Annotated in this window: 22 protein-coding genes and 2 tRNA genes; 15 read left to right on the top strand and 9 right to left on the bottom strand. The window is 33.7% G+C overall.

The window, feature by feature from the left end; translation table 11 throughout:
* Positions 1 to 2 precede the first annotated feature (2 nt).
* Positions 3 to 75 (top strand) — tRNA-Gly (locus AC1RRQ_RS04700).
* Positions 76 to 183: 108 nt separating this feature from the next.
* Positions 184 to 256, top strand: a tRNA-Gly gene (locus AC1RRQ_RS04695).
* A gap of 145 nt (positions 257 to 401) precedes the next feature.
* Here the strand turns inward: AC1RRQ_RS04695 and pepE are convergent.
* Positions 402 to 1,109, bottom strand: coding sequence for a dipeptidase PepE (gene pepE, locus AC1RRQ_RS04690; protein ID WP_493021878.1), 708 nt, complete (start codon positions 1,107 to 1,109; stop codon positions 402 to 404).
* 165 nt (positions 1,110 to 1,274) lie between these two features.
* Here pepE and AC1RRQ_RS04685 point away from each other — a divergent pair, with 165 nt between their 5' ends.
* From AC1RRQ_RS04685 to AC1RRQ_RS04655, 7 genes are all read left to right on the top strand, one after another.
* Complete coding sequence (locus tag AC1RRQ_RS04685; RefSeq protein WP_493021877.1) at positions 1,275 to 2,042, top strand: carboxypeptidase-like regulatory domain-containing protein; 768 nt, start codon at positions 1,275 to 1,277, stop codon at positions 2,040 to 2,042.
* A complete protein-coding gene (locus AC1RRQ_RS04680) occupies positions 2,029 to 2,757 on the top strand; it encodes a carboxypeptidase-like regulatory domain-containing protein (protein WP_493021876.1) in 729 nt (242 codons plus the stop codon). The genes AC1RRQ_RS04685 and AC1RRQ_RS04680 overlap by 14 nt, the downstream gene beginning before the upstream one ends.
* A complete protein-coding gene (gene bamP / locus AC1RRQ_RS04675; protein ID WP_493021875.1) occupies positions 2,747 to 3,499 on the top strand; it encodes a BamP family beta-barrel-assembly machinery protein in 753 nt (250 codons plus the stop codon). Before AC1RRQ_RS04680 ends, bamP begins: the two co-directional genes overlap by 11 nt.
* On the top strand, positions 3,499 to 4,005 hold the full coding sequence (locus AC1RRQ_RS04670) for a DUF6702 family protein (protein ID WP_493021874.1): 507 nt from the start codon (positions 3,499 to 3,501) through the stop codon (positions 4,003 to 4,005). The genes bamP and AC1RRQ_RS04670 overlap by 1 nt, the downstream gene beginning before the upstream one ends.
* A 66-nt stretch (positions 4,006 to 4,071) precedes the next feature.
* Positions 4,072 to 6,309: a M1 family metallopeptidase gene (locus AC1RRQ_RS04665; protein WP_493021873.1), complete on the top strand. Its 2,238-nt coding sequence runs from the start codon at positions 4,072 to 4,074 to the stop codon at positions 6,307 to 6,309.
* 106 nt (positions 6,310 to 6,415) lie between these two features.
* Positions 6,416 to 6,763: a Sec-independent protein translocase subunit TatA/TatB gene (locus AC1RRQ_RS04660; protein ID WP_493021872.1), complete on the top strand. Its 348-nt coding sequence runs from the start codon at positions 6,416 to 6,418 to the stop codon at positions 6,761 to 6,763.
* 1 nt (position 6,764) lies between these two features.
* Complete coding sequence (locus tag AC1RRQ_RS04655; protein ID WP_493021871.1) at positions 6,765 to 7,328, top strand: phosphatase PAP2 family protein; 564 nt, start codon at positions 6,765 to 6,767, stop codon at positions 7,326 to 7,328.
* Between the two features lie 85 nt (positions 7,329 to 7,413).
* Here the strand turns inward: AC1RRQ_RS04655 and AC1RRQ_RS04650 are convergent, their stop codons facing one another.
* The 7 genes from AC1RRQ_RS04650 to AC1RRQ_RS04620 form a co-directional block, all read right to left on the bottom strand.
* Positions 7,414 to 8,139, bottom strand: a complete 726-nt coding sequence (locus tag AC1RRQ_RS04650) for a phytanoyl-CoA dioxygenase family protein (protein ID WP_493021870.1) — start codon at positions 8,137 to 8,139, stop codon at positions 7,414 to 7,416.
* A 247-nt stretch (positions 8,140 to 8,386) separates the two neighbouring features.
* Complete coding sequence (locus AC1RRQ_RS04645) at positions 8,387 to 9,028, bottom strand: O-methyltransferase (protein WP_493021868.1); 642 nt, start codon at positions 9,026 to 9,028, stop codon at positions 8,387 to 8,389.
* A 115-nt stretch (positions 9,029 to 9,143) separates the two neighbouring features.
* On the bottom strand, positions 9,144 to 9,542 hold the full coding sequence (locus AC1RRQ_RS04640) for a hypothetical protein (protein WP_493021866.1): 399 nt from the start codon (positions 9,540 to 9,542) through the stop codon (positions 9,144 to 9,146).
* A 201-nt stretch (positions 9,543 to 9,743) separates the two neighbouring features.
* Positions 9,744 to 10,295 carry a YceI family protein gene (locus AC1RRQ_RS04635; RefSeq protein WP_493021864.1) on the bottom strand — a complete coding sequence of 184 codons (552 nt, stop codon included), beginning with the start codon at positions 10,293 to 10,295 and terminating at the stop codon, positions 9,744 to 9,746.
* A gap of 10 nt (positions 10,296 to 10,305) precedes the next feature.
* On the bottom strand, positions 10,306 to 11,757 hold the full coding sequence (locus AC1RRQ_RS04630; RefSeq protein ID WP_493021862.1) for a hypothetical protein: 1,452 nt from the start codon (positions 11,755 to 11,757) through the stop codon (positions 10,306 to 10,308).
* A 5-nt stretch (positions 11,758 to 11,762) separates the two neighbouring features.
* Positions 11,763 to 12,332: a YceI family protein gene (locus AC1RRQ_RS04625; RefSeq protein WP_493021860.1), complete on the bottom strand. Its 570-nt coding sequence runs from the start codon at positions 12,330 to 12,332 to the stop codon at positions 11,763 to 11,765.
* A 314-nt stretch (positions 12,333 to 12,646) separates the two neighbouring features.
* On the bottom strand, positions 12,647 to 13,210 hold the full coding sequence (locus tag AC1RRQ_RS04620; protein WP_493021859.1) for a YceI family protein: 564 nt from the start codon (positions 13,208 to 13,210) through the stop codon (positions 12,647 to 12,649).
* 426 nt (positions 13,211 to 13,636) lie between these two features.
* Here AC1RRQ_RS04620 and rlmN point away from each other — a divergent pair, with 426 nt between their 5' ends.
* The 6 genes from rlmN to dnaG all read left to right on the top strand — a co-directional run bounded on the left by rlmN (position 13,637) and on the right by dnaG (position 20,625).
* Positions 13,637 to 14,680 (top strand): dual-specificity RNA methyltransferase RlmN, encoded by a 1,044-nt coding sequence (gene rlmN / locus AC1RRQ_RS04615; protein WP_493021858.1) that lies wholly within the window; start codon positions 13,637 to 13,639, stop codon positions 14,678 to 14,680.
* A gap of 73 nt (positions 14,681 to 14,753) precedes the next feature.
* Positions 14,754 to 15,731 carry a polyprenyl synthetase family protein gene (locus tag AC1RRQ_RS04610; protein ID WP_493021856.1) on the top strand — a complete coding sequence of 326 codons (978 nt, stop codon included), beginning with the start codon at positions 14,754 to 14,756 and terminating at the stop codon, positions 15,729 to 15,731.
* 197 nt (positions 15,732 to 15,928) lie between these two features.
* Positions 15,929 to 16,489 (top strand): RNA polymerase sigma factor, encoded by a 561-nt coding sequence (locus AC1RRQ_RS04605; protein WP_493021854.1) that lies wholly within the window; start codon positions 15,929 to 15,931, stop codon positions 16,487 to 16,489.
* Complete coding sequence (locus AC1RRQ_RS04600; RefSeq protein ID WP_493021852.1) at positions 16,476 to 17,195, top strand: hypothetical protein; 720 nt, start codon at positions 16,476 to 16,478, stop codon at positions 17,193 to 17,195. Before AC1RRQ_RS04605 ends, AC1RRQ_RS04600 begins: the two co-directional genes overlap by 14 nt.
* A 168-nt stretch (positions 17,196 to 17,363) precedes the next feature.
* Complete coding sequence (locus tag AC1RRQ_RS04595) at positions 17,364 to 18,416, top strand: coiled-coil domain-containing protein (protein WP_493021850.1); 1,053 nt, start codon at positions 17,364 to 17,366, stop codon at positions 18,414 to 18,416.
* 130 nt (positions 18,417 to 18,546) lie between these two features.
* Entirely contained in the window at positions 18,547 to 20,625 is a 2,079-nt protein-coding gene (gene dnaG, locus AC1RRQ_RS04590) for a DNA primase (RefSeq protein ID WP_493021849.1), read from the top strand.
* Positions 20,626 to 20,710: 85 nt separating this feature from the next.
* On the opposite strand, the gene AC1RRQ_RS04585 is transcribed toward dnaG, so the two are convergent.
* Positions 20,711 to 21,340, bottom strand: a complete 630-nt coding sequence (locus tag AC1RRQ_RS04585; protein WP_026730588.1) for a response regulator transcription factor — start codon at positions 21,338 to 21,340, stop codon at positions 20,711 to 20,713.
* Positions 21,341 to 21,345: the final 5 nt, after the last annotated feature.

The raw sequence follows: 21,345 nt of genomic DNA, 5'->3' as shown, positions 1-21,345 counted from the left end.
ATGCGAAAGTAGCTCAGTTGGTAGAGCTCCAGCCTTCCAAGCTGGTTGTCGCGAGTTCGAGCCTCGTCTTTCGCTCTAAAAAAACCGGAATTTAATTGTTTCGGTTTTTTTATCAAACTTAAATAATTTTTGAATTTTTGTTTTCAGAATAAATAAAATTATTTATATTTGCACCCTGTTAATGCGAAAGTAGCTCAGTTGGTAGAGCTCCAGCCTTCCAAGCTGGTTGTCGCGAGTTCGAGCCTCGTCTTTCGCTCTTCAAAAGCCTCAAACATTGTTTGAGGCTTTTTTGTTTTTATTCCTTTTTTTATTTTTTGAACCATATAAGTTATATGAGTAAACTAAGTTTTTTGCTGAGCATTTTATTTAAATGAACTTATATAACTTATACGGTGAGAAAATTAGTTCAGATTGCTTAAATCGCTTTCGGTTTCTAATTCTTTAGGCGTTTCGTTTTGTTTAAAAAGCCTCGCTTTCAAAGCACCTTTCAGTGTTATTTTATTTCCTTTAACTTCGAGCCAGCTTCCTTCTCTTAAACCTAAAACCGGAATTGCATTAAAAGCATGAAATTCTTTAATTCTGGTTTCGCGGGTTTCTCCCATGTGCAATGAATTTGCATCTGGATCTAAATAATGCGGATTTAAATTAAAAGGAATTAAACCTAAAGTTTGAAAACTAGGCGGATAAATTATAGGCATGTCATTTGTGGTTTGCATTGACAGTCCGCAAATGTTGCTTCCGGCGCTTGTTCCTAAATACGGAGTTCCGTTTTTTACCTTTTCGGCAAGAAGCTGCATGATATTGTGTTTGTATAATTGTGTTACCAGCAAAAAAGTATTGCCTCCGCCGGTAAATATTCCTTCGGCATTTTGTATGGCTTCTTCCGGATTTTTAAATTCATGAATTCCTTTCAGGTTAAGGTTTATTAAAGCAAATGCCTGAGCTGCTTTTTTTGTGTATTCTTCGTGCGAAATCCCACTTGGACGCGCATACGGAATAAATAAAATGGTTTTGCAGTCTTTAAAATGCAATTGCAAAGTAGGTAGTAAATAATCTAAATAACTGCCGCCGTGCAGGGTAGATGTGCTGGCGATAATAATGCTTTTCATATTTTTTTAACTCAAATTCTATCCGTTAAAGATACTAAAAAAAGCGCCTCGCCGGAAATTGATAAATAGAAGTTTAATTAACATATTTTTACCAACTCATTAGTATTAAATTTGGAAGACATTAGGATATTTTTACCTTTTTAATAATTTCCTAATTTATTCGTTTTGACAAAGAATATTGTATTTTTTTTAGTTGCTGTTATAAGTCAGAATTCCTGGTCACAAACTCAGGAACGCTCTGCTGTAAATGGTAAAATAACAGCAAATACAAATGATCTGGAAGGTGTTTATGTTGTAAACGCTCAAACCGAAGCGATGACAACAACTGATGTGTCCGGGGCTTTTTCGATCTTGGCAAAACCAGATGATATGCTTGTTTTTTCGTCTATTCAATTTAAAGAAAACAGAGTAGTATTGTCTTGTGAAGATTTTACTAATTTGAATTTTACGGTACGAATGAATCTCATTATGCATCAATTGCAGGAAGTTGTAATTAAAAGATACGATGGTATTAATGCAGAGGCTTTAGGAATTGTGCCTTATGGACAGAAAACCTATACAGAAGCCGAGAGAAAACTGCGTACCGCCACGGCATTGAACCCAACGGCAAATGCTGGGACAATGGCTGGAGGTTCTATTTCTGCAGATCCTTTGTTTAACTTATTTTCAGGACGTACGGCAATGCTGAAAAAGGAAGTAGAAGTGGAGAAAAAAGAATTTTTCATGAAACTTCTGGAGAAAATGTTCAGTTTGGAGCATTTTGTTGAGCGATTAAAAATTCCGGCCGAATATGTAAAAGGATTTGAATATTATGCAGTCGAAAATAAAGCATTTACAAATATTTTGAATTCTAAAAATAAAACTTCCACAGAGTTTTTACTGGGTGAATTAGCAGAAAAGTATAAAGAAATCATTGCAAGTGAAAAGAAATAATACTTTTTATATCATCCTGTTTCTGTTTTTTATACAGCTTGGATTTGGTCAAAATACTTCTTCTAAAGAAATTTTGGGGCAAATTCTCGAAAAAACAACTTCGATAAACGGAGTAAATATCATTAATAATACAACGCAGGTATCGACTATGTCAGATGATGACGGGAGGTTTTCTATTGCTGTAAAAGAAGGCGATGTCCTTGTTTTTTCTGCGGTAAATTTAGAGCCTTATAAACGCAGGATTTCGGTCGAAGATTTGGCTTTGAGTCTGCTTGTAATTAAAATGACTACAAAAGAAATTGAATTAAAGGAGGTTGTTGTAAATGATAATCTGGGTATTACAGCTGAAAATTTAGGAATTGTGCCGCGAGGGCAAAAAACATATACTCCGGCGGAGCGCAAAGTTTATACGGCTACTTCTACCTCTGTAGATAAAATCTTAAATGCAATTTCAGGACGTACTACAATGCTGAAAAAGGAAGTAAATGTCGAGAAAAAGGAAGCCCTTTTTAGAAAAATAGAATATCTTTTTGATGAGAATTATTATACCGAAAGATTGAAAATTCCGGTAGATGATATTAAAGGATTTCAATTATATTGTGTGGATGATGCCGATTTTGCCGTATCTTTGAATACAAAGAATAAAACGATGAGCATGTTTTTAATAACAGATCTGGCTCGTAAATATCTAATAATCCTCGAAAATGAAAAATAAAATTGGTGTAGTTTTTATCTGCTTGTTTTGTCAAGTAATATTTGGTCAAAATAATTCAAGAACCTCTTTGCATGGTCAGGTTGTTAATGGAACTCTTACTATTGAAAGTGGTTATGTACTGAATGTAAATGCAAAAGTAAGAACTTTTATAGGTCCCGGCGGTTTGTTTGATATTTTGGCAAAACCAAAAGATACATTGGTTTTTACCGGTTTTGCTTTTCAGTCTAAAAAACTGGTTTTAACAGAGAAAGATTGTTCGCAAGTATTGCTTTCTGTGTCTTTGGAATTGGTAAGCAATGAATTGAAAGAGGTTTTGGTAAAAAAAGACCTTAAAGTAAAATCATTGGACAGCAATACTCAAAAATATGTCGATATGCAGTTTGAGGATGATAAGCAGTCGACTGCTAAAAATATAGCCATGTATTCTGATCAGACTATTAAATACGGAACTGATTTTGTCCGCATTTTTAAAGATGTTAAAAAACTCCTCTCGAAAAATAGTGAAGTAAAAGAGGAGGTAGTCTCGGATATTGCATTTGTAGAATACTCTAAAGCCAATTTCAAACCAGATTTCTTTACTAAAACGCTTGGTTTGCAGCAAGATGAAATCGATTTGTTTTTGATGTACTGTTCTAATGACCCTGAATCAAAAAGACATCTAAACGAAGATCAGAAATTTGAGCTGATTGATTTTTTAATCAATAAAAATGCTGAATTTAAAAAAGTGAAGGCTTCTAAATAATGAAAAGAATATTGATTTATCCTTTAATCGGGATATTGTTTTTATCGCTTTCTGCTTTTACGTTTCATAAATTCTATGTTGGTGTTTTTCAGGTTGAATACGCTGCAGAAAAGAAAATGATTCAAATTACATCACGTATTTTTATTGATGATTTGAATAATGCGATGGAAAAAAAATACCATAAAAAAACATTTGTAGGAACAGAAAAAGAAACACAGGCTGATCTTGATTTGTTTAAAAAATATCTGGCCGAAAATTTTACCATTAAAATAAACGGCCAGACAAAACCTATTACCTTTTTGTCTAAAGAGGTTGAAGCCGGTGATGTACTGGTTTGTTACTCAAGAATAAAAGAGATTGATAGGTTTAAGACTATCGAAATTTCAAATACGATACTTGTCGATTGGAATTCAGAACAGCAAAACATTACACATATTTCAGCGTTTGGCACCAAAAGGAGTGTGCTTTTTACAGAATCTTCAAGGAAAGAATTGTTAAAGTATTAATTAATAAGTCAAATTAATCTTTTAATTATTATTTTCACACCCTGACAAAATTACCAACAACTTTTTATGAAAAAGCTTTCATTATTATTAATTTTTCCCGCAATATTAATTGCTCAGGAAAAAGCCCCCGCACCCAGACAACAAGGCAAATACGATACCAATAAGTTCAGCCAGATGTACGATTTGCTGGCAACACCAAATATGTTTCGCACCGCTTCGGGAGCGCCGGGACCTGCGTACTATCAACAACAGGCAGATTATAAAATTGATGTTGAGTTAGACGATAAAAATTCAAAACTAACGGGTGCTGAAACCATTACTTATTCTAATAATTCACCAGATTCTTTAGAATATTTATGGATTCAGTTAGATCAAAACCAAGCGAGAGCAAACGGGCAGACTTCTTTGGCAGAAGGCGAAAAAATCAATCAGGTTTTGCCTCTTGAAGGTTTCTCAACTAAATATTTAAAGAAAGATTTAGAGCGTGGTTTTAATATTGAGCAGGTAAAAGATGCTAAAGGAAATGCAATGTCTTATACCATCAACGAAACCATGATGCGTATTAATCTGGCTTCACCATTAAAACCTGGAGAAAAAATTTCATTTTCTATAAAATGGTGGTACAACATCAATAATTATAGAAAAGAAGGCGGGCGTTCTGGTTATGAATTGTTTGAAAAAGATGGAAATAAATTATATGTAATTGCGCAATTCTACCCAAGAATGGCGGTTTACAATGATGTTGAAGGATGGCAGAATATGCAGTTTTGGGGAAGCGGTGAGTTTGCTCTTCCTTTTGGAAACTTCGACGTAAATATTACGGTTCCTGCTGATCACGTAATCGATGCAACAGGAGAATTAACCAATAGAAGCGAGGTTTTTACAGCTGAGCAGGTTAAACGTTACGAACAGGCACAAAAATCATTTGATAAACCGGTTGTAATTGTAACACAGGCAGAAGCTGAGGCGGCTGAAAAAGGTTTTTCTGAAAAGAAAAAAACATGGAAATTCAGTGCGAAAAATGTTCGTGATTTTGGAATCGCTTCATCTAGAAAATTCATCTACGATGCGATGGCTGTAAAAATTGGAAACAGAACTGTTATGGCAGAATCTGTTTATCCAAAAGAAGCAAATCCGCTTTGGGGAGAAACTTCTACAATGGTGGTAGCGCATACTTTAAAAAGTTATTCTTCTCATACTTTCGATTATCCTTATCCAAAAGCAGTATCCGTTTCTGCTGAAGATCAGGGAATGGAATATCCTATGATTTGTTGGAATTACGGTCGTCCCGATGAAAACGGCGTAACAAGTAAAGAGGTTAAAAACGGAATGATTGGTGTAATTATTCACGAAGTTGGACACACTTTCTTCCCAATGATTGTAAACTCAGATGAGCGTCAATGGACTTGGATGGACGAAGGTTTGAATTCGTTTTTAGAATATTTGGCTGAACAGGAGTTAGATCCTAATTTCCCGTCAAGACGCGGACCTGCAAAAAATATTGTTCCTTATATGAGTGGTGATCAAAAGTTTTTAGAGCCTATTATGTCTAACTCTGAAACGATTCATCAGTTTGGAAATAATGCTTACGGAAAACCGGCTACAGGTCTAAATATTTTAAGAGAAGTGGTTATGGGAAGAGAATTGTTTGATTATGCCTTTAAAACATACGCGAACAGATGGAAGTTTAAACATCCTACTCCAGAGGATTTCTTTAGAACGATGGAAGATGCATCTGCGGTAGATTTAGACTGGTTTTTTAGAGGATGGTTTTATTCAACTGATTTTGTAGATATTGGAATAAAAGATGTAAAGCAATATTATGTTTCTGAAACTCCAACTGCTGATATTAAAGATGTAAAAGTGAGAAAAGGCCGTTTTGGATTTGAAAAAGGACCATTTGTTTATTTGGTTAACGGAGATAATCCAGAAGTGAATTCTTCTAATAAAAAAGCATTAAAAGTAGAAGATTTCAAACCATTGGCAGATTATGTTGATCAAACTTTTACTGCCGAAGAAAAAGCAAGTATCAAATCGCCTAAATATTTTTATGAAGTTGAATTCAATAAACCAGGCGGTATGATTATGCCAATTTTGGTTGAGATTACTTACGAAGACGGTACAAAAGATAATTATCAATATCCGGCACAAATCTGGAGAAAAAATAATGAGACGGCTAAGAAAGTTTATGCCACTACAAAAGCAATAAAAAGCATTCAGATAGATCCAAAATTGATGACGGCTGATATTGATGTAACGAATAATTCATGGCCAAAAGTTGAACAAAAATCAAAATTTGACTAAGAACAAACCTTAAAGACTCTGAAAAGAGTCTTTTTTTTTTAAGTAAATTTTAAAACTGTGCGCTTCAAAATTTAATATCTTTGCTGTCCACATAAAAATAAAAGATATGTTTGGTATAGGAGGAGGAGAATTAGTTTTTATACTGTTTATAGTACTAATGCTTTTTGGTTCAGATAAAGTGCCTGAAATTGCCCGTACAATGGGTAAAGCGATGGCGCAGTTAAAAAATGCAACTAACGATATTAAAAGCGAGATTCAAAAAGGTGCTGAGGCTAATGGTCTTGATACAAAATCTTTGACGGATATAACAGGAAACATTAATGCTCAAATTAATGATGCTAAGTCTAACCTGCTTGGAGATAGCACTAATTTACTTGGTGATACCGCAACAGAAATCGATAAGGTAAAAGAAGACATAGATTCAATTTCAGGACCTGTAAAACGCCAAATATAATATGCTGGAAAAAATAGAACAATTAGATATCAATCTATTGGTATACCTGAACGGTTTAGGTTCTGAAACATACGATAAATTTTGGCTTTTTATTACCAATCAAGCATATTGGACGCCGTTTTTCTTATTTCTGTTTTATCTTATTTACAAAAAAATAGGAGGAAAGCAGACGCTGTATTTATTGCTTTTTATAGCCGTTTTAATTGCTTTTACAGATCAGACAACGAATTTGTTTAAACATACTTTCCAACGTTTGCGTCCTTGTAATAATCCTGATATCAATACCATTATCAGAGTGGTTCAGACTAGACAATCTTTTAGCTTTTTCTCAGGGCATGCTGCAAATACAATGGCTGTTGCAACGTTTTTATATTTGGTTTTAAAACGCCATTTCAAGTATTTAGGATTCTTGTTTTTATGGCCGTTAATTTTTGCTTACAGCCGAATTTATTTAGGATTACACTATCCGGGAGACATCCTTACTGGTTATTTCTTTGGAGCTCTTTTTGGTTTCTTAATATTTTTAGCTTACAGAAGATTAAAACCTCAATATTTTCCGGGATAATTTTTTTTAAGGTTCTGAGTTACTAAGATACTAAGGTTCTAAGTTTTTTATTTGAGAAAACTTAGAACCTTATTTGTTTAGTGTCTTAATTATTTTGAAGAATAGTACCTTCACTCCATTCTAATCCTGCGGGAAGCTGTTGTTTGCTGAATTCGATATGAATAACCCTTCTTCTTTCGTTGTTTGTGGTTTTGTTTGAGGCATGAAACAATAGGGGTTTCATAATCATGATGCCTCCTTTTTCTACTTCACATATAGTTTCTGTTTCTTTTTCAAAATCCAGATTTTCAATTCTCAAAATTCCTTTTGAATGTGAGTTATTGATAACTTTTAAGGCGCCATTGTCTTTTGTGGTTTTATCAATATGAATTCTGATAGTGAAATTGTCTTCCAGAATTTCTTTTGGAGGCTGAACTGCAAATTGATTTTGTTTTACAGTCCAGTTTTCAAAATTTTCAACTTCAATTTTCTTATTTACCGAAATCGTTAAATCTTGATGATAAGCTACAAACCAGTTTGACTTTTCGGGTTTGTCAAAATAAATTGATTTGGTTATAAAAAAGCCAGTTCCAAAATTAGATTCGATAATGCTTTTTAGATTTTCATTAAAAATAAAATCTAAAGTTTCCGGCACTTCTTTATGAAATTGTCTAATTGCAAACAAATCCTGAGACTTTCTAAAAGTAGCATTGTCAGAATCATTTTCGGTTACATTTTCAATTAATGAAATCAGTTTTTCAATTTCATTTTCATTGTAAACATTATTTATAATTGTAAAACCTTCAGAATTTATTTCGGTACTGTAATTCATCTTTAAAAATCATTTTTGAAATTGCCTCCAGCTTTAGCTGGAGGTAAAATAGAATAGAAGGAGAGGTTTTAGCCAAATTAAATACTGGCAGATAATTTGGCTAAAGCCTTTTTTATGTTTAAATCTCTTATCTCCAGCTAAAGCTGGAGGCAATTGAATAATATATTCATTCAATTTAAAAACTTAGAACCTTAGCATCTCAGAACCTTAGATTCTTAGTCCCTTAGTTCATCAGCACCTTAAAAAACTATAATACTCTCGAAACTGTTAACCCATCACGAATTGGTAGTAAAACCGTTTCTACTCTTGGATCGTTTTTTAAATGCAGGTTATATTCTAAAAGTACTTTTGTACTGATATCATTTGGATGAACTGGTTCAAGAATTTTTCCGCTCCATAAAACATTATCAGATAAAATAATACCGCCTTTATTCATTTTCGGAACAATCATTTCCCAGTAATTAAGATAGTTTTCTTTATCGGCATCAATAAAAACGAGGTCAAACTTTACATCTATAGTAGGAATAATATCTACAGCTTCACCTAAATGCTGAAAAATTTGATTTCCCCAAGCCGATGCATCGAAGTATTTTCTCTGAAAATCGACTAATTCTTCTTTAATGTCAATAGTATGCAATTGTCCGTTTTCCTGCAATCCTTCGCATAAACAAAGCGCTGCATAGCCTGTATAAGTTCCTATCTCAAGAATATTTACCGGACGTATTAATTTGGATAACATGCTTAAAACACGCCCCTGAAAATGACCGCTCAACATTCGGGGCAAAAGTATTTTCTGGTAGGTTTCTTTATTTAGTTTAGCTAACAATTCCGGTTCATTTTCAGAATGCTGCTCGATATAATCTTCTAATTCTTGTGATATAAAATGCATCTTGTAGTTGTTCTTATTGAATGCAAAAATACAAAAAATATCTGCTGTCTATTTTGCATAAAAAAACCATCCGATGTGGCGGATGGTTTTCGTTTGTAATTTAATTGAGATGAAGTTATTTTTTCAAAGCTTCATTTACATCTTTAGCTGTTTTTACAGTTCCGTCTTTTGCTGCTTTCGCTGCGTTTTCAACTTTTTCTGCTCCTTTTTTAGTAGCGTCTTTTACATCAGTTGCCGTTTTTTTAGCCGCGTTTTCAACATCCGAAGCTGCTTTTTTAGTAGCATCTTTTACATCGTTAGCAGCATTTTCAGTGGCATCTTTAGCTTTTGCAGCAGCACTTTCGGCTTTGCTTACAGCGCTGTCTTTTACTTCTTTGATATCTGTAGTTAAAGAGTCAACTTTGTTTCCAAGAGTTAATTCTTCATCTGCGGGTTTAGTTTCTTTTTTCTCGCAAGATTGTACTCCGAAAGCTAATAATGCTACAACAGCTAAGCTTAAAATTTGTTTTTTCATAATAAATTGTCTTTTTAGGTTATAAAATTTAAAAGGTTATAAAGTGGAATAATAAAAATACAAATTTTAAAATAACGGCGCCCTTGTAAGATTATTTTTCTTTTGAGTGCAAGACAATTCTCATGCCAAACTTTTTAAGTTTCGAGAACTGGATGTAATTTTTTTTATGCTGAAAAAATAGTAATTATTTATATTTCGATTTTAGTTTTTATAAAGACTGAAATTAATTACAATATCATCTTTAACTTTTATTAAACCGGCCATTTTTACTGGCGGTTCTAATTCGATATCAGAAAACTTTAAACTAAGCGTTCCCTGAATTTTATCATTAGAATTGGTTAAAACAAAATCTTTGTATTGTAATGTTTTATCTGTGATGTAAAAGTTTAATCTGCATTTGTAATTTTTTCCATTTGGTTTGATGTCTGAAATAGAAACTGTGCTGTTTGGAAATTGTTTCACCTTTACGGTTCCTTGTAAATCTTTGGTCATTATTTTATTACCGCAATCAAAGTTAGACATTTTGATTTCGGTATTAAAAGTGTTCTTTTTAGCTGAGTTCACATAGACCGTATCCTTTATAGAAAAGGTATTAGAGCAATTGTACTTGCCAACAGTAGATAGTCCGGTAATTTCTATTTTTATTTTGTTTATTACTACGGTTGTATCTTCTGTAAAAAAAGTGGGTTTAGCACTTCCTAAGAAAAAGAAAATTGCTAAACCCATAATTAAGATAGAAAATCTCGTTTTCATTTTTGTTATATTAGAATGCAATTGTTGCTTCGAATACTAAACCTTCAAATTTACCACCATAAAAGTTGTTTAGATTTCCAGTAGCAGGATCTCCTGTAAATTGTGAATAATCTTTATACTTTTGATTCACGTAGTTTAATTTTGCTAGAATGTTTTTAGTCATAAACCAGCCAGCACTTGCTTCAAATTTATCTACGGTAACCTTTTGGGCGTCAGCATTAGATAATTTTCCAGATACGGTATTGTATTTTCCTCCAATATAGAATTGTTCAGTTCCTCCAAATCTGTAAATAAGCTCTGAAGCATATTGATTAGCAGTACGTTTGTCGTCAGTACCAGCTTTATCTCCTCCTGAAGCTAATTCGATTGTTCCGAAGAATTCAAGTCCTTTATATTTTACAAAAGGGTTAATCATGTATGTTGTAGCCCAATTTTTGAAATTAGGGTTAAACGTTGCCTCTGGAGTAGATGTTTTACTGAAACTAGTAGCAACATCATTACTAACTGTAGAAATAATGTTTCCATCAGCATCTTTCTTAGTAATGGTATTTTTATAAGCGTTATTATTCAATATACCCCAATAACCAAATCCTGATCTATTAGCAGAATATATGTTTGCGTTACCAAGATTTGCATTATGGTAATAAGAACCTGTTATCCTTACTCTCAAATCTTGATTAAGCTGTTTGTCATAACCCAATTTAGCTAAGATTGAAGGGCTGTGTGTTGTGTTTGTGTTTGGACCGGCAGGATAAAAAACTTCTTCGTTACTTTGATTTAAATTACCATTTGTAACACCTAACATACTTACCAACCCATTTCTATTGTAGTAAACCTCCATACCCATTTCTGTAGTGAAAGAATACATGATGTTGTTTCCAACAAATGCATTTCTGATTGTATTACCATTATCAGAGCCTCTAAAGTGAGCATCACCAAAATTGTTCTCCATTTGTCCAATTTTAATTGTAGCATATTTCATTACATCAGCCAGGAAGTCTTTTTTGATGAAGTCTAACTTGTCAATTTGTAAGTACCCGCCTTTTACATAAGAATCATTGTGGTGTCTTGAAGCTAAATAAACATCTAAATTTACCCTTACTCCGTCAAACAATTGAGCACCAAGGTACATATCAGCAGCAGGAAGAGAAAAATTATTTTCAGTATTCATTAAACGATATCCTGTAATTGATCGAGTAGTAGTTCCGGCGGCTGTAGTAGTTATAGTTGTAATGTTATCAGGTTGGTTGTTAAATGAATTTGTTGCCTGGAAATCCATGTTGAAAGCACCACCAAGGTCAATACTAAGGCCTTTAAATTCTCTAGTGTCTTTTTGTACATCGAAAACGTTAATACCGTCTTTTCCTCTAGAGATTTGGTTTTGCATGTTTCCAAAACTAACTTGTGCATTAACAGCAAATGTGCTGGTAAGCGTAATAAATAGGATATAAATCTTTTTCATGGCGGTTATAGATTAAAGTTTAAATTAAATTTTATGGTTAAATCCTGTCCGGTTTTAATAGTACCCAGCATTGCTGTTGGCGATTTCATTCCAAAATCTGTAAAAGTGATTTTGTTAGATCCCTGAAGATTTAATCCGTTTGCCGTAACAGTTGTTTTTACAGTTGTTTTGTAAACTTTGCTTACTCCTGCAATGGTGTAAGTTCCGGTTAGTTCCCAAGTAGTTTCATTTACTTTTTCGGCAGATTTTAAAACATATTTAATGTTTTTGTTTTTGTCTGTTTTTAAAGTCTCATACGCCACTTTGTCCATGCTTTTTTTCTCACTTTTTACACTTTCAGCTAAAAGAGATATTGAAAGCGATTCGATATCTGTTAGTTTAGAATTGGCAATCGTAAAATTTCCTGTTCCGGTTCCAGAGCTGGATTTCATTTCCCAGTCATGCAGCGTTGATGTACCTGCTACAGAAAAAGTTGATTTAGCATCTAAAGAATATGATTTTTGAGCTGAAGCAAAAGAGGTAATTCCGAATGCTGCAATTATAAATGCGAATAATTTAATTTTACTGGTTCTCATTGTTTGTCATGTTTGTGTTAAAAAATAAGTTAATGTTAGGCCTGTTTTTAACTTAATAGATCGTTATGTTGTTTTAACTTGTATCAAAGATCCTCAGTAAAATCAGTATGAGGCATGATAAAAATCATTGTTAAAATTTTATTAAATATGTATTTAGTAACTACAACGTTTTCATTTTTTGTTAAAATGGCCGCTTTGTTAAAAATCCACGGTGTTTTTTACGGAATTGTTATTTTTAGATAAGCAGGGGGCGTAAGATTGTTTTTATAATTAGATTTTTATTCCGTTTTTTGTTTATTTAAATACAGATTATCTTAGCTTAAAGTAATATTGAATATCACAGTTAAATCTTTTCCGGCTTTTACAACCCCAAGAGCTGCTTTAGGAGGCGCCATTTCAAAATCACCAAAAGTAATTTGGTTAGAACCCTGCAGAATAAAAGCTCCGTTGCTTGATGTTACTTTAACTTGGGTTTTGTATTCTTTGCTTACACCTGCAATTGTATAAACTCCGGTTAGGGTCCAAGTTGTTTCGTCTATTTTCTCTGCAGATTTTAAAACGTACTCAATGTTTTTGTGTGTTTCGGTATCTAAAGCTTCATAAGCTACCTTATCCATACTTGCTTTATAGCTTTTTAAGCTTTCGGCCAATAATGTAACGGTTAGGCTGTTTATGCCAATTATTTTAGAATCCTTAACGGTTAGATTAGCTGTTCCGGTTCCTTCTGTAGATCGCATTACCCAATCGTGCACGGTAGAAGTTCCGGCTACTTCAAAAGTAGATCTGGTATCGACTACGGTATAACTTCTTTGTGCATTTGCGGGGAATGATAATGTTGTGAAAATAACTGCTGCTAGGATTGATTTAAGTGTTTTCATTTTGATATGTATTGGTTGTTTTAATTCGGCCGGTTCTGTTGTGTGGTTGTGAACTGACCTTATTTCTTTAGACCAAAATTATCATGCAGACAGAGCATACGAAATGATAAAAATCATGGCGAAAGTTTTATTAAATTGTTATAGTAAAGAATAAAGCCATCCGTTAAACCTGAATCACATCTTAGAATGAAATCTGAATTAGAATTAAGTATTTGTTTATTAATTGATTATGTGTTTTTATTCGAGCTGTTGGGATTTTTCGGGTTGAAAAATTTTTCTCAAAAAGACAAGAAATAAACATTGACGTTCTTTTAATATTCAATTTACAGATGAAATTTTGAGAGTTTTTATTTCAGATTTCTTTAGGTTTAGCTAAGAATGCATCTAAAAGTCAAAAAAAATGACAAAAGTGATTAACTTTGCAGCATGCAAATCGAGAAAAAAGACATAAGAGCCTTATCAAAAGAGCAGCTGCGAGATTTTTTTGTCGCAAATAACGACAAAGCTTTTCGCGGCAATCAAGTTTATGAATGGTTGTGGAGCAAGGGAGCGCATAGTTTTGAGGATATGACGAATGTTGCCAAAACAACACGTTCTATGCTTGAAGATAATTTTGTTATCAATCATATAAAAGTAGATACCATGCAGCGCAGCAGTGACGGAACGGTTAAAAATGCCGTACGTCTGCACGATGGTTTAGTAGTAGAATCCGTTTTAATACCTACAGATACACGTACAACAGCCTGCGTTTCAAGCCAGGTTGGCTGTAGTTTAGATTGTAATTTTTGCGCTACCGCACGTTTAAAACGCATGCGAAATCTGGAACCGGGAGAAATTTACGATCAGATTTTGGCAATCGATAAAGAAAGCCGTTTGTATTATAATCATCCGCTTTCGAATATTGTTTTCATGGGAATGGGAGAGCCTTTAATGAACTATAACAATGTCATTAAAGCAATCGATATGGTTACATCGCCGGAAGGATTAGGAATGTCGCCAAAACGTATTATGCTTTCGACATCGGGAATTCCGAAAATGATCAAGAAAATGGCCGATGATGATGTAAAATTCAAATTGGCAGTTTCTCTGCATTCGGCTATAGACGAAATCCGCGCGAAGATTATGCCTTTCAGCAAAAATTTTCCTTTAAAAGACTTACGTGAAGCATTAGAATATTGGTACAGAAAAACCAAAAGCAAAATTTCGTACGAATATGTGGTTTGGAAAGGAATTAACGACGATAAAGCTTCCATTGATGCCTTGGTTAAATTCTGTAAATATGTGCCTTGTAAAGTAAATTTAATTGAATATAACCCAATTGACGACGGAGAATTCCAGCAAGCATCAGAAGAATCTATTTTAGCTTACATAAAAGCGTTAGAGAATATTGGAGTTGTGGTAAAAGTTCGCCGCAGCCGAGGAAAAGATATTGATGCTGCCTGCGGCCAATTAGCCAATAAAGAAGGATAATGTTGAAATTGTTGATATACTAAAATAAAATACATCGCGTTTTTTTATTTAAAATAGTATATTTGGAATCGAAATGAATATTACTTCACAAATAAAACAGCCCATTATTGCCGAGATGGAACTTTTTGAAAAAAAGTTTCATGAATCGATGACTTCAAAGGTTGCGTTACTGAACAGAATCACCTATTACATTGTAAACCGAAAAGGAAAACAAATGCGTCCGATGTTTGTTTTCCTGACTGCAAAAATGGTTTCTGGTGGTACTGTAAACGAGAGAACCTATCGTGGTGCTTCGGTTATTGAATTAATTCATACCGCAACTCTGGTTCATGATGATGTTGTAGATGATAGTAATCGTCGCCGCGGATTCTTCTCCATAAATGCCCTTTGGAAAAATAAAATTGCGGTACTTGTTGGAGATTATTTACTTTCAAAAGGATTACTGCTTTCTATTGATAATGGCGATTTCGACTTACTCCGAATCATTTCTGTAGCCGTTCGCGAAATGAGCGAAGGAGAACTTCTTCAAATAGAAAAAGCCCGCAGACTTGATATTACCGAAGACGTTTATTATGAAATTATCCGAAAAAAGACCGCTACACTTATTGCGGCTTGTTGTGCTCTTGGCGCAAAATCGGTAATTGAAGATGATGTTCAGGTTGAGAACATGCGAATGTTTGGTGAACTTATCGGAATGGCTTTCCAGATCAAAGATGACTTGTTTGATTACAGCGAAGAAGCAATTGGAAAACCAACAGGAATCGACATTAAAGAGCAAAAAATGACGCTGCCTTTAATTCATGTTTTAAATACTTGTACTCCGCAGGAAAAAAAGTGGTTGATAAACTCCATCAAAAACCACAACAAAGACAAAAAACGCGTAAAAGAAGTTATTGCCTTTGTAAAAAATAATAATGGTTTGGCTTACGCCGAAAACAAAATGGTGCAATTTCAGCAAGAAGCACTTTCTCTTTTAGATAATTATCCGGATTCTGAATTCAAAGCAGCGCTTACCCTAATGGTAAACTACGTTATTGAAAGAAAGAAATAATTTTTTTTAATTAAATAATTAGAAAATTAGATAATTGGTTTACTTCTTTGTAAATCAATTGATTTTGCATGCCTAATTGGAATTTGGATTTTTTTTTTTTTTTTTTGAAAATTTTCCATTCCCATGCAACCATTTTAAATCGACAATCGTCTATGCTGATAGAAGACTATTGCTAAACCAAAACCGAACGCTTATTAATGAAAATTATTCGTTTACATCAAGAAGAAACCGAAATCATAAAACTCGCTGTCGAAAATAATCGACAAGCACAGCAGCAGATTTACAGCAGGTTTTCTCCAAAAATGTTAAGCGTATGCCGACAATATATAAAGGACATTCAGCTGGCAGAGGATGTAATGATAACGGCTTTTATGAAAGTGTTTACCAATTTAGGCAAATTTGAAAATAAAGGAAGCTTTGAAGGCTGGATCCGCCGAATTATGGTTAACGAATGCATTTCGTATTTGAGGGTTCAGAAAAAAGTAAAATTTGCCGAAGATGAATTTTTTACAGAAGAAAGTTTCAATGAAATTGACAGTCAGTTTACGGTTGATCAGATTCAGTTTTTAATTGACGCTTTGCCGGATGGTTATAAAATGGTTTTCAATTTATACGCCATCGAAGGTTATAAACATAATGAAATTGCCAAGATGTTAGGAATCAATGAAGGAACATCAAAATCGCAATTATCGCACGCTAGAAAAATGCTGCAAACACAAATTAGTATTTTAAAAAAACAAGATAATGGAACCGAATAATTTTGAAAAGGATTTCCGTGAAAAGCTAAACGATCGCAAAATTGAACCAAGCAGTAAAGCCTGGGATCGATTAGACGCTATGCTGAGTGTTACCGAAGAAAAGAAACCTCGCCGTAAAAGAAAATGGCTGTATATCGCTGCAAGTATTATTGGATTCTTGCTGATTGGAACTTTCTTTTTTAACCAAAAGAAAAATGCAATTGAAGTAACAAAAAGTGTGGTAATAGAAGAAAAAATTAAAAAAGATTCGGTTGTAAAGCCAATCTTAAATAAAGTTGATTCAGTTGACACCGAAACTGCAATTGCGGAACAAGCTTCAACAGAAACTTCGGCAAAAAAATCAAATAAGAAAGAAAATAATCTGAACCAAATAAACCATAAAACCATTAAAAATGAATCAAATCATATAGCGGAGTCTTCAATCATCATCAAAAACAATCAAGAAAAACAATCCAATAATAATCAAACCGTAATTGCTGAAAATTCTAAAAAAGAAAATGTAGATCAATTGCTGGAAGCGGCAGAAAAAACAGTTTTAGCCGAAAGTGCTGCAAAACCAAAAAAAGTAAAAATCAATGCCTCGGATTTACTAAATCAGGTCGACGGCGAATTAGAGCTTTCGTTTAGAGAAAAAGTAATTACAAAAGTCAATAAAAACTACCAAACCGTAAAAGTAGCATTGGCGAATAGAAATAAACAAGAGTAGGAAAGAAGCAAGAAAAAAGAAGCAAGAAAAAATGTGAATTTTTAGTTCCGAAGGAACGATCCATATTACAATGTAGGGTTTTAACCCGATGTAATAAAGAATTCACCATTCACCATTTACAATTAACAATTAATAATCATCATCATCAATCTAAAAAAAAAATCAATCATGAAAAATTTTACCATTTATCTCGTAATCCTCATTTTTTTGTTTGTAAGCAAAGTGCTGGGGCAGGAAACTTTTGAGTCTAAAGCAAAGAAAATCGCCAATAAAATAGAGAAAGTAACCAAAGAAGAAAAAGAAACTCTGAAACAAGAAATTGAAGCCGTAAATGTGCAATTATCTGAAGGAAAAATTACGCAGGAACAAGCAGATAAACGCAAAAAGGAACTGGCAGAAGCACGCGCTGTAATTATTGAAGAAAAAGTAAATCAGGCACAAAACGAACTAAGCGATTTAGTACAGCAAAAAGTCGACGGAAAAATCAAAGAAGGAGATTCGATCAAAAAACACGCTTTAATTGTGTATTGGAACAACAAAGAATGGAGCGATAATAAAAAAAGAAAAGATTCTATTCGAGGCGAAAAAAGAACCACATCGCAATTTGTATTTGCAATGGGTTTGAATAATATGATGATCAACGGAAAGCTTCAGGATTCTAAATACAGTTTTATGGGATCGCATTTTTACGAATGGGGTTTTACCTATAACTCAAGATTGATGAAAAATGACAACCTGCTTCATGCTAAATACGGTCTTTCGTTAATGTATAATAATATTCGCCCAACAGACAATTACAGTTTTGTAGTAAACGGAGATCAAACCAATCTGGAAGTCAATCCGGTGCATTTAACAGAATCTCGTTTTAGAAACGTCTATTTAGTTGCTCCGGTACATTTAGAATTTGATTTTACCAAAGCAAGGGAAAGCGACGGGAAAAGATATTTTAGAACTCATAAAAGTTTTCGTTTTGGAATTGGAGGTTACGCCGGAATCAACGTAAAATCGAAACAAATTCTAAAATTTGAAGAAGACGATTTAAAATACAAAACCACGATTAAAGGAGATTATAATGTAAATAATTTTATTTACGGATTAAGTTCTTACGTAGGTTACAGAGCCTTGAGTTTGTATTGTAAATATGATTTGAACCCATTATTTCAGGATAATTCAATTAAAGAAAATAATATTTCTTTAGGGCTTCGTCTGGATTTAAATTAAGTATAAAAGTTGAAGTTTAGTTAGTAGAAAAAGTGTCTTGAAAGAGACACTTTTTTTGTGCGAAACATTAAAACTCACCAAGGATTTATGTACTTTTACAGGCTCTTAATTTTAAAAAATAATTTAAGTTTTGATTTCACAAAATACAATAGATACTGTTTTTGAAACTGCTCGTGTTGAGGAGGTTATTGGTGATTTTGTCAATTTAAAACGCGCAGGAAGTAACTTCAAAGGTTTGAGTCCGTTTTCAGATGAGCGCTCGCCGTCTTTCATGGTTTCGCCCGTAAAACAAATCTGGAAAGACTTTAGTACCGGAAAAGGAGGAAACTCGGTTAAGTTCTTAATGGAACATTCTCAGTTTACCTATCCCGAAGCTATTCGATATTTGGCCAGAAAATACAATATCGAAATTGAAGAAACGGAACAGACAGATGAAGAAAAAGCCATAACCGATGTACGCGAAAGTATGTATCTGGTTTCGGAGTTTGCATCCAAATACTTTCAGGATGTACTTTTAAATTCAGAAGAAGGAAAAGCCATTGGTTTGTCTTATTTCAAAGAAAGAGGTTTTACCAATGAAACCATCAAAAAATTTAGTTTAGGATACTCTCCAGAAACCTGGGATGCTTTGACCAAAGAAGCATTAGGAAAAGGATATAAATTAGAATTTCTGGAAAGTACAGGTTTAACAATTCCAAGAGAAGACCGTCCGTTTGACCGTTTTAAAGGACGTGTAATGTTCCCGATTCAAAGTATGTCGGGACGAGTTTTGGGTTTTGGAGGACGTATTTTAACCAACGATAAAAAAGCGGCAAAATACCTGAATTCGCCAGAAAGTGATATTTACCATAAAAGTAAAGTGCTTTACGGGATTTATCAGGCCAAACAATCTATTGCCAAGCAAAACAATTGCTATTTGGTTGAAGGTTATACCGATGTTATTCAGTTCAATCAAGCCGGAATTGAAAACGTTGTGGCTTCGTCAGGAACGGCTTTAACGCCGGATCAAATTAGATTAATTAATCGTTTGACCAGAAATATCACTGTTCTTTTTGATGGTGACGCGGCGGGTTTGCGTGCGGCTATTCGAGGAATCGATTTGATTCTGGAAGAAGGAATGAATGTAAGAGTCTGTTCTTTTCCTGATGGAGAAGATCCGGATAGTTTTGCCAGAAAAAATTCGCACGACGATTTAGTAGCTTATTTAGAAAACAACAGTAAAGATTTTATACAGTTTAAAGCTTCGATCCTAATGGGCGAGGCTAAAAACGATCCTATTAAAAAAGCCGATTTAATTCGGGATATGGTGAGCAGTATTTCTAAAATACCAGATCGTATTCAACGTGAAGTGTATATTCAGGAATGTGCCCGAATCATGGATATCTCGGAGCAGGTTTTGGTAAGTACGCTGGCGCAGCTGATCCAGAAAGATATTACAGAAGCGAACAAGAGGCAAAAACAGGAACAAAGACCTTTTGAAGTTGTTAGAAATCAAAACCTTCAAAACACCAACTTTTCAGGAGGAGATCCGGAAGATCCCAGAACAGGACCGCCGGATGATTATTATCCGGGAAACTATGGGGCTCCTGCAGAACAGGTAGAAAAAGTAGATATTTTGTACGGTTTCGAAAGAAAAGTAATTGAAATATTATTGCTTTACGGAAGTGTAGAAGAAGATTTTGAAGATGTTTTTCTAAAAGCAGATGAAGAAGGAAATGTTAAGGAAGTCAGTGAAAAACGAAGATATAAAGTTTTTGAAAAAATATATTTAAGCTTACAGGAAGACGAAATAGAACTTTCTAATAGTTTGTTTCAAAATATATTTGCAGGCTTAATTGATTTTTACAATCAAAACGCAACATTTAGTTTAGATCGATATTTGATGCATTTAAATCCTGACTTTGCTCAGGAAGTAACCAATATTTTAATGGAGGATGAAAAACTGACGATTCATGATTGGGAAGGGCAGAATATTTTTCCAAAACATAAAGACGAAACAATTGAGCAGAATGTTTCAGAAACTATTTTTGCAATGCGCTGGTTTTTGGTTTCAAAAATCATTCAGGATTTAAAAAATTCGCTGATTTCTGATCCTCAGGATGATAATTCAGAAGTAATGTCGATGGTTGTAGATTATTCTAAACTGTTGAATAATTTTTCAAAAAAGCTTGGCCGAGTAGTAGTTCCTTACCATGGACATAGAGGCTAAAAGTCAAAAAGCTCTATATTGTAAATCAATATAGAGCTTTTTTTATGGTTGATGATTCGCCTGAGCAAATCAGGATACCACTAAATTAAATAATTTCTAAAGTCTTAGCTTTGTTTACTAAGTCAACTAAATTAGTAACGTTTAATTTAGTCAATAATCTTAGTTTGTAAGTACTGATCGTTTTTTCGTTCAGATTTAAGATTTTAGAGATTTCATTGTTTTTCTTACCATCACTTAAATAACGTAAAACCTCGATTTCACGGTTAGAAAGTTTTCTGTACAAACGCTCGCTTTTGCTTTGTTTAGCAATAAGTGCCATGTTTTTACGCACAGTTTCGTTGATGATAATTTTTCCTTCGTGTACTTTAATAATAGAAAGACCTAAAGTTTCAAGTTTTTCTGTTTTGTGTACATACCCGGATACACCTGCTTTAATTGCGTTTGGAGCATACATTTGCTCAGCCAGGTCACTGAAAATTACAATTTTTGTTTTTGGGAAATTTTTCAAGATTGATTTAACTTCAAAGATACTTGAAAGACCTTCTAATTCTAGATCTAAAATTAAAATGTCGATTTCCTTCGTTTGAAGAATATCTCTAACCATTGAAAAATTGCCTACGTTGGCAACAATTGAAATTTGATCGTGGTCTTTAAAATAAGACTTAACGCCAAAGTGAGTCACAGGATGATTGTCTGCAAGACATACTTTAATCATAATTT

This window comes from Flavobacterium sp. GW821-FHT12A05 (assembly GCF_058807735.1).
Note: the sequence above shows the minus strand (reverse complement) of the source record. Positions and strands in the feature narration are given on the sequence as shown.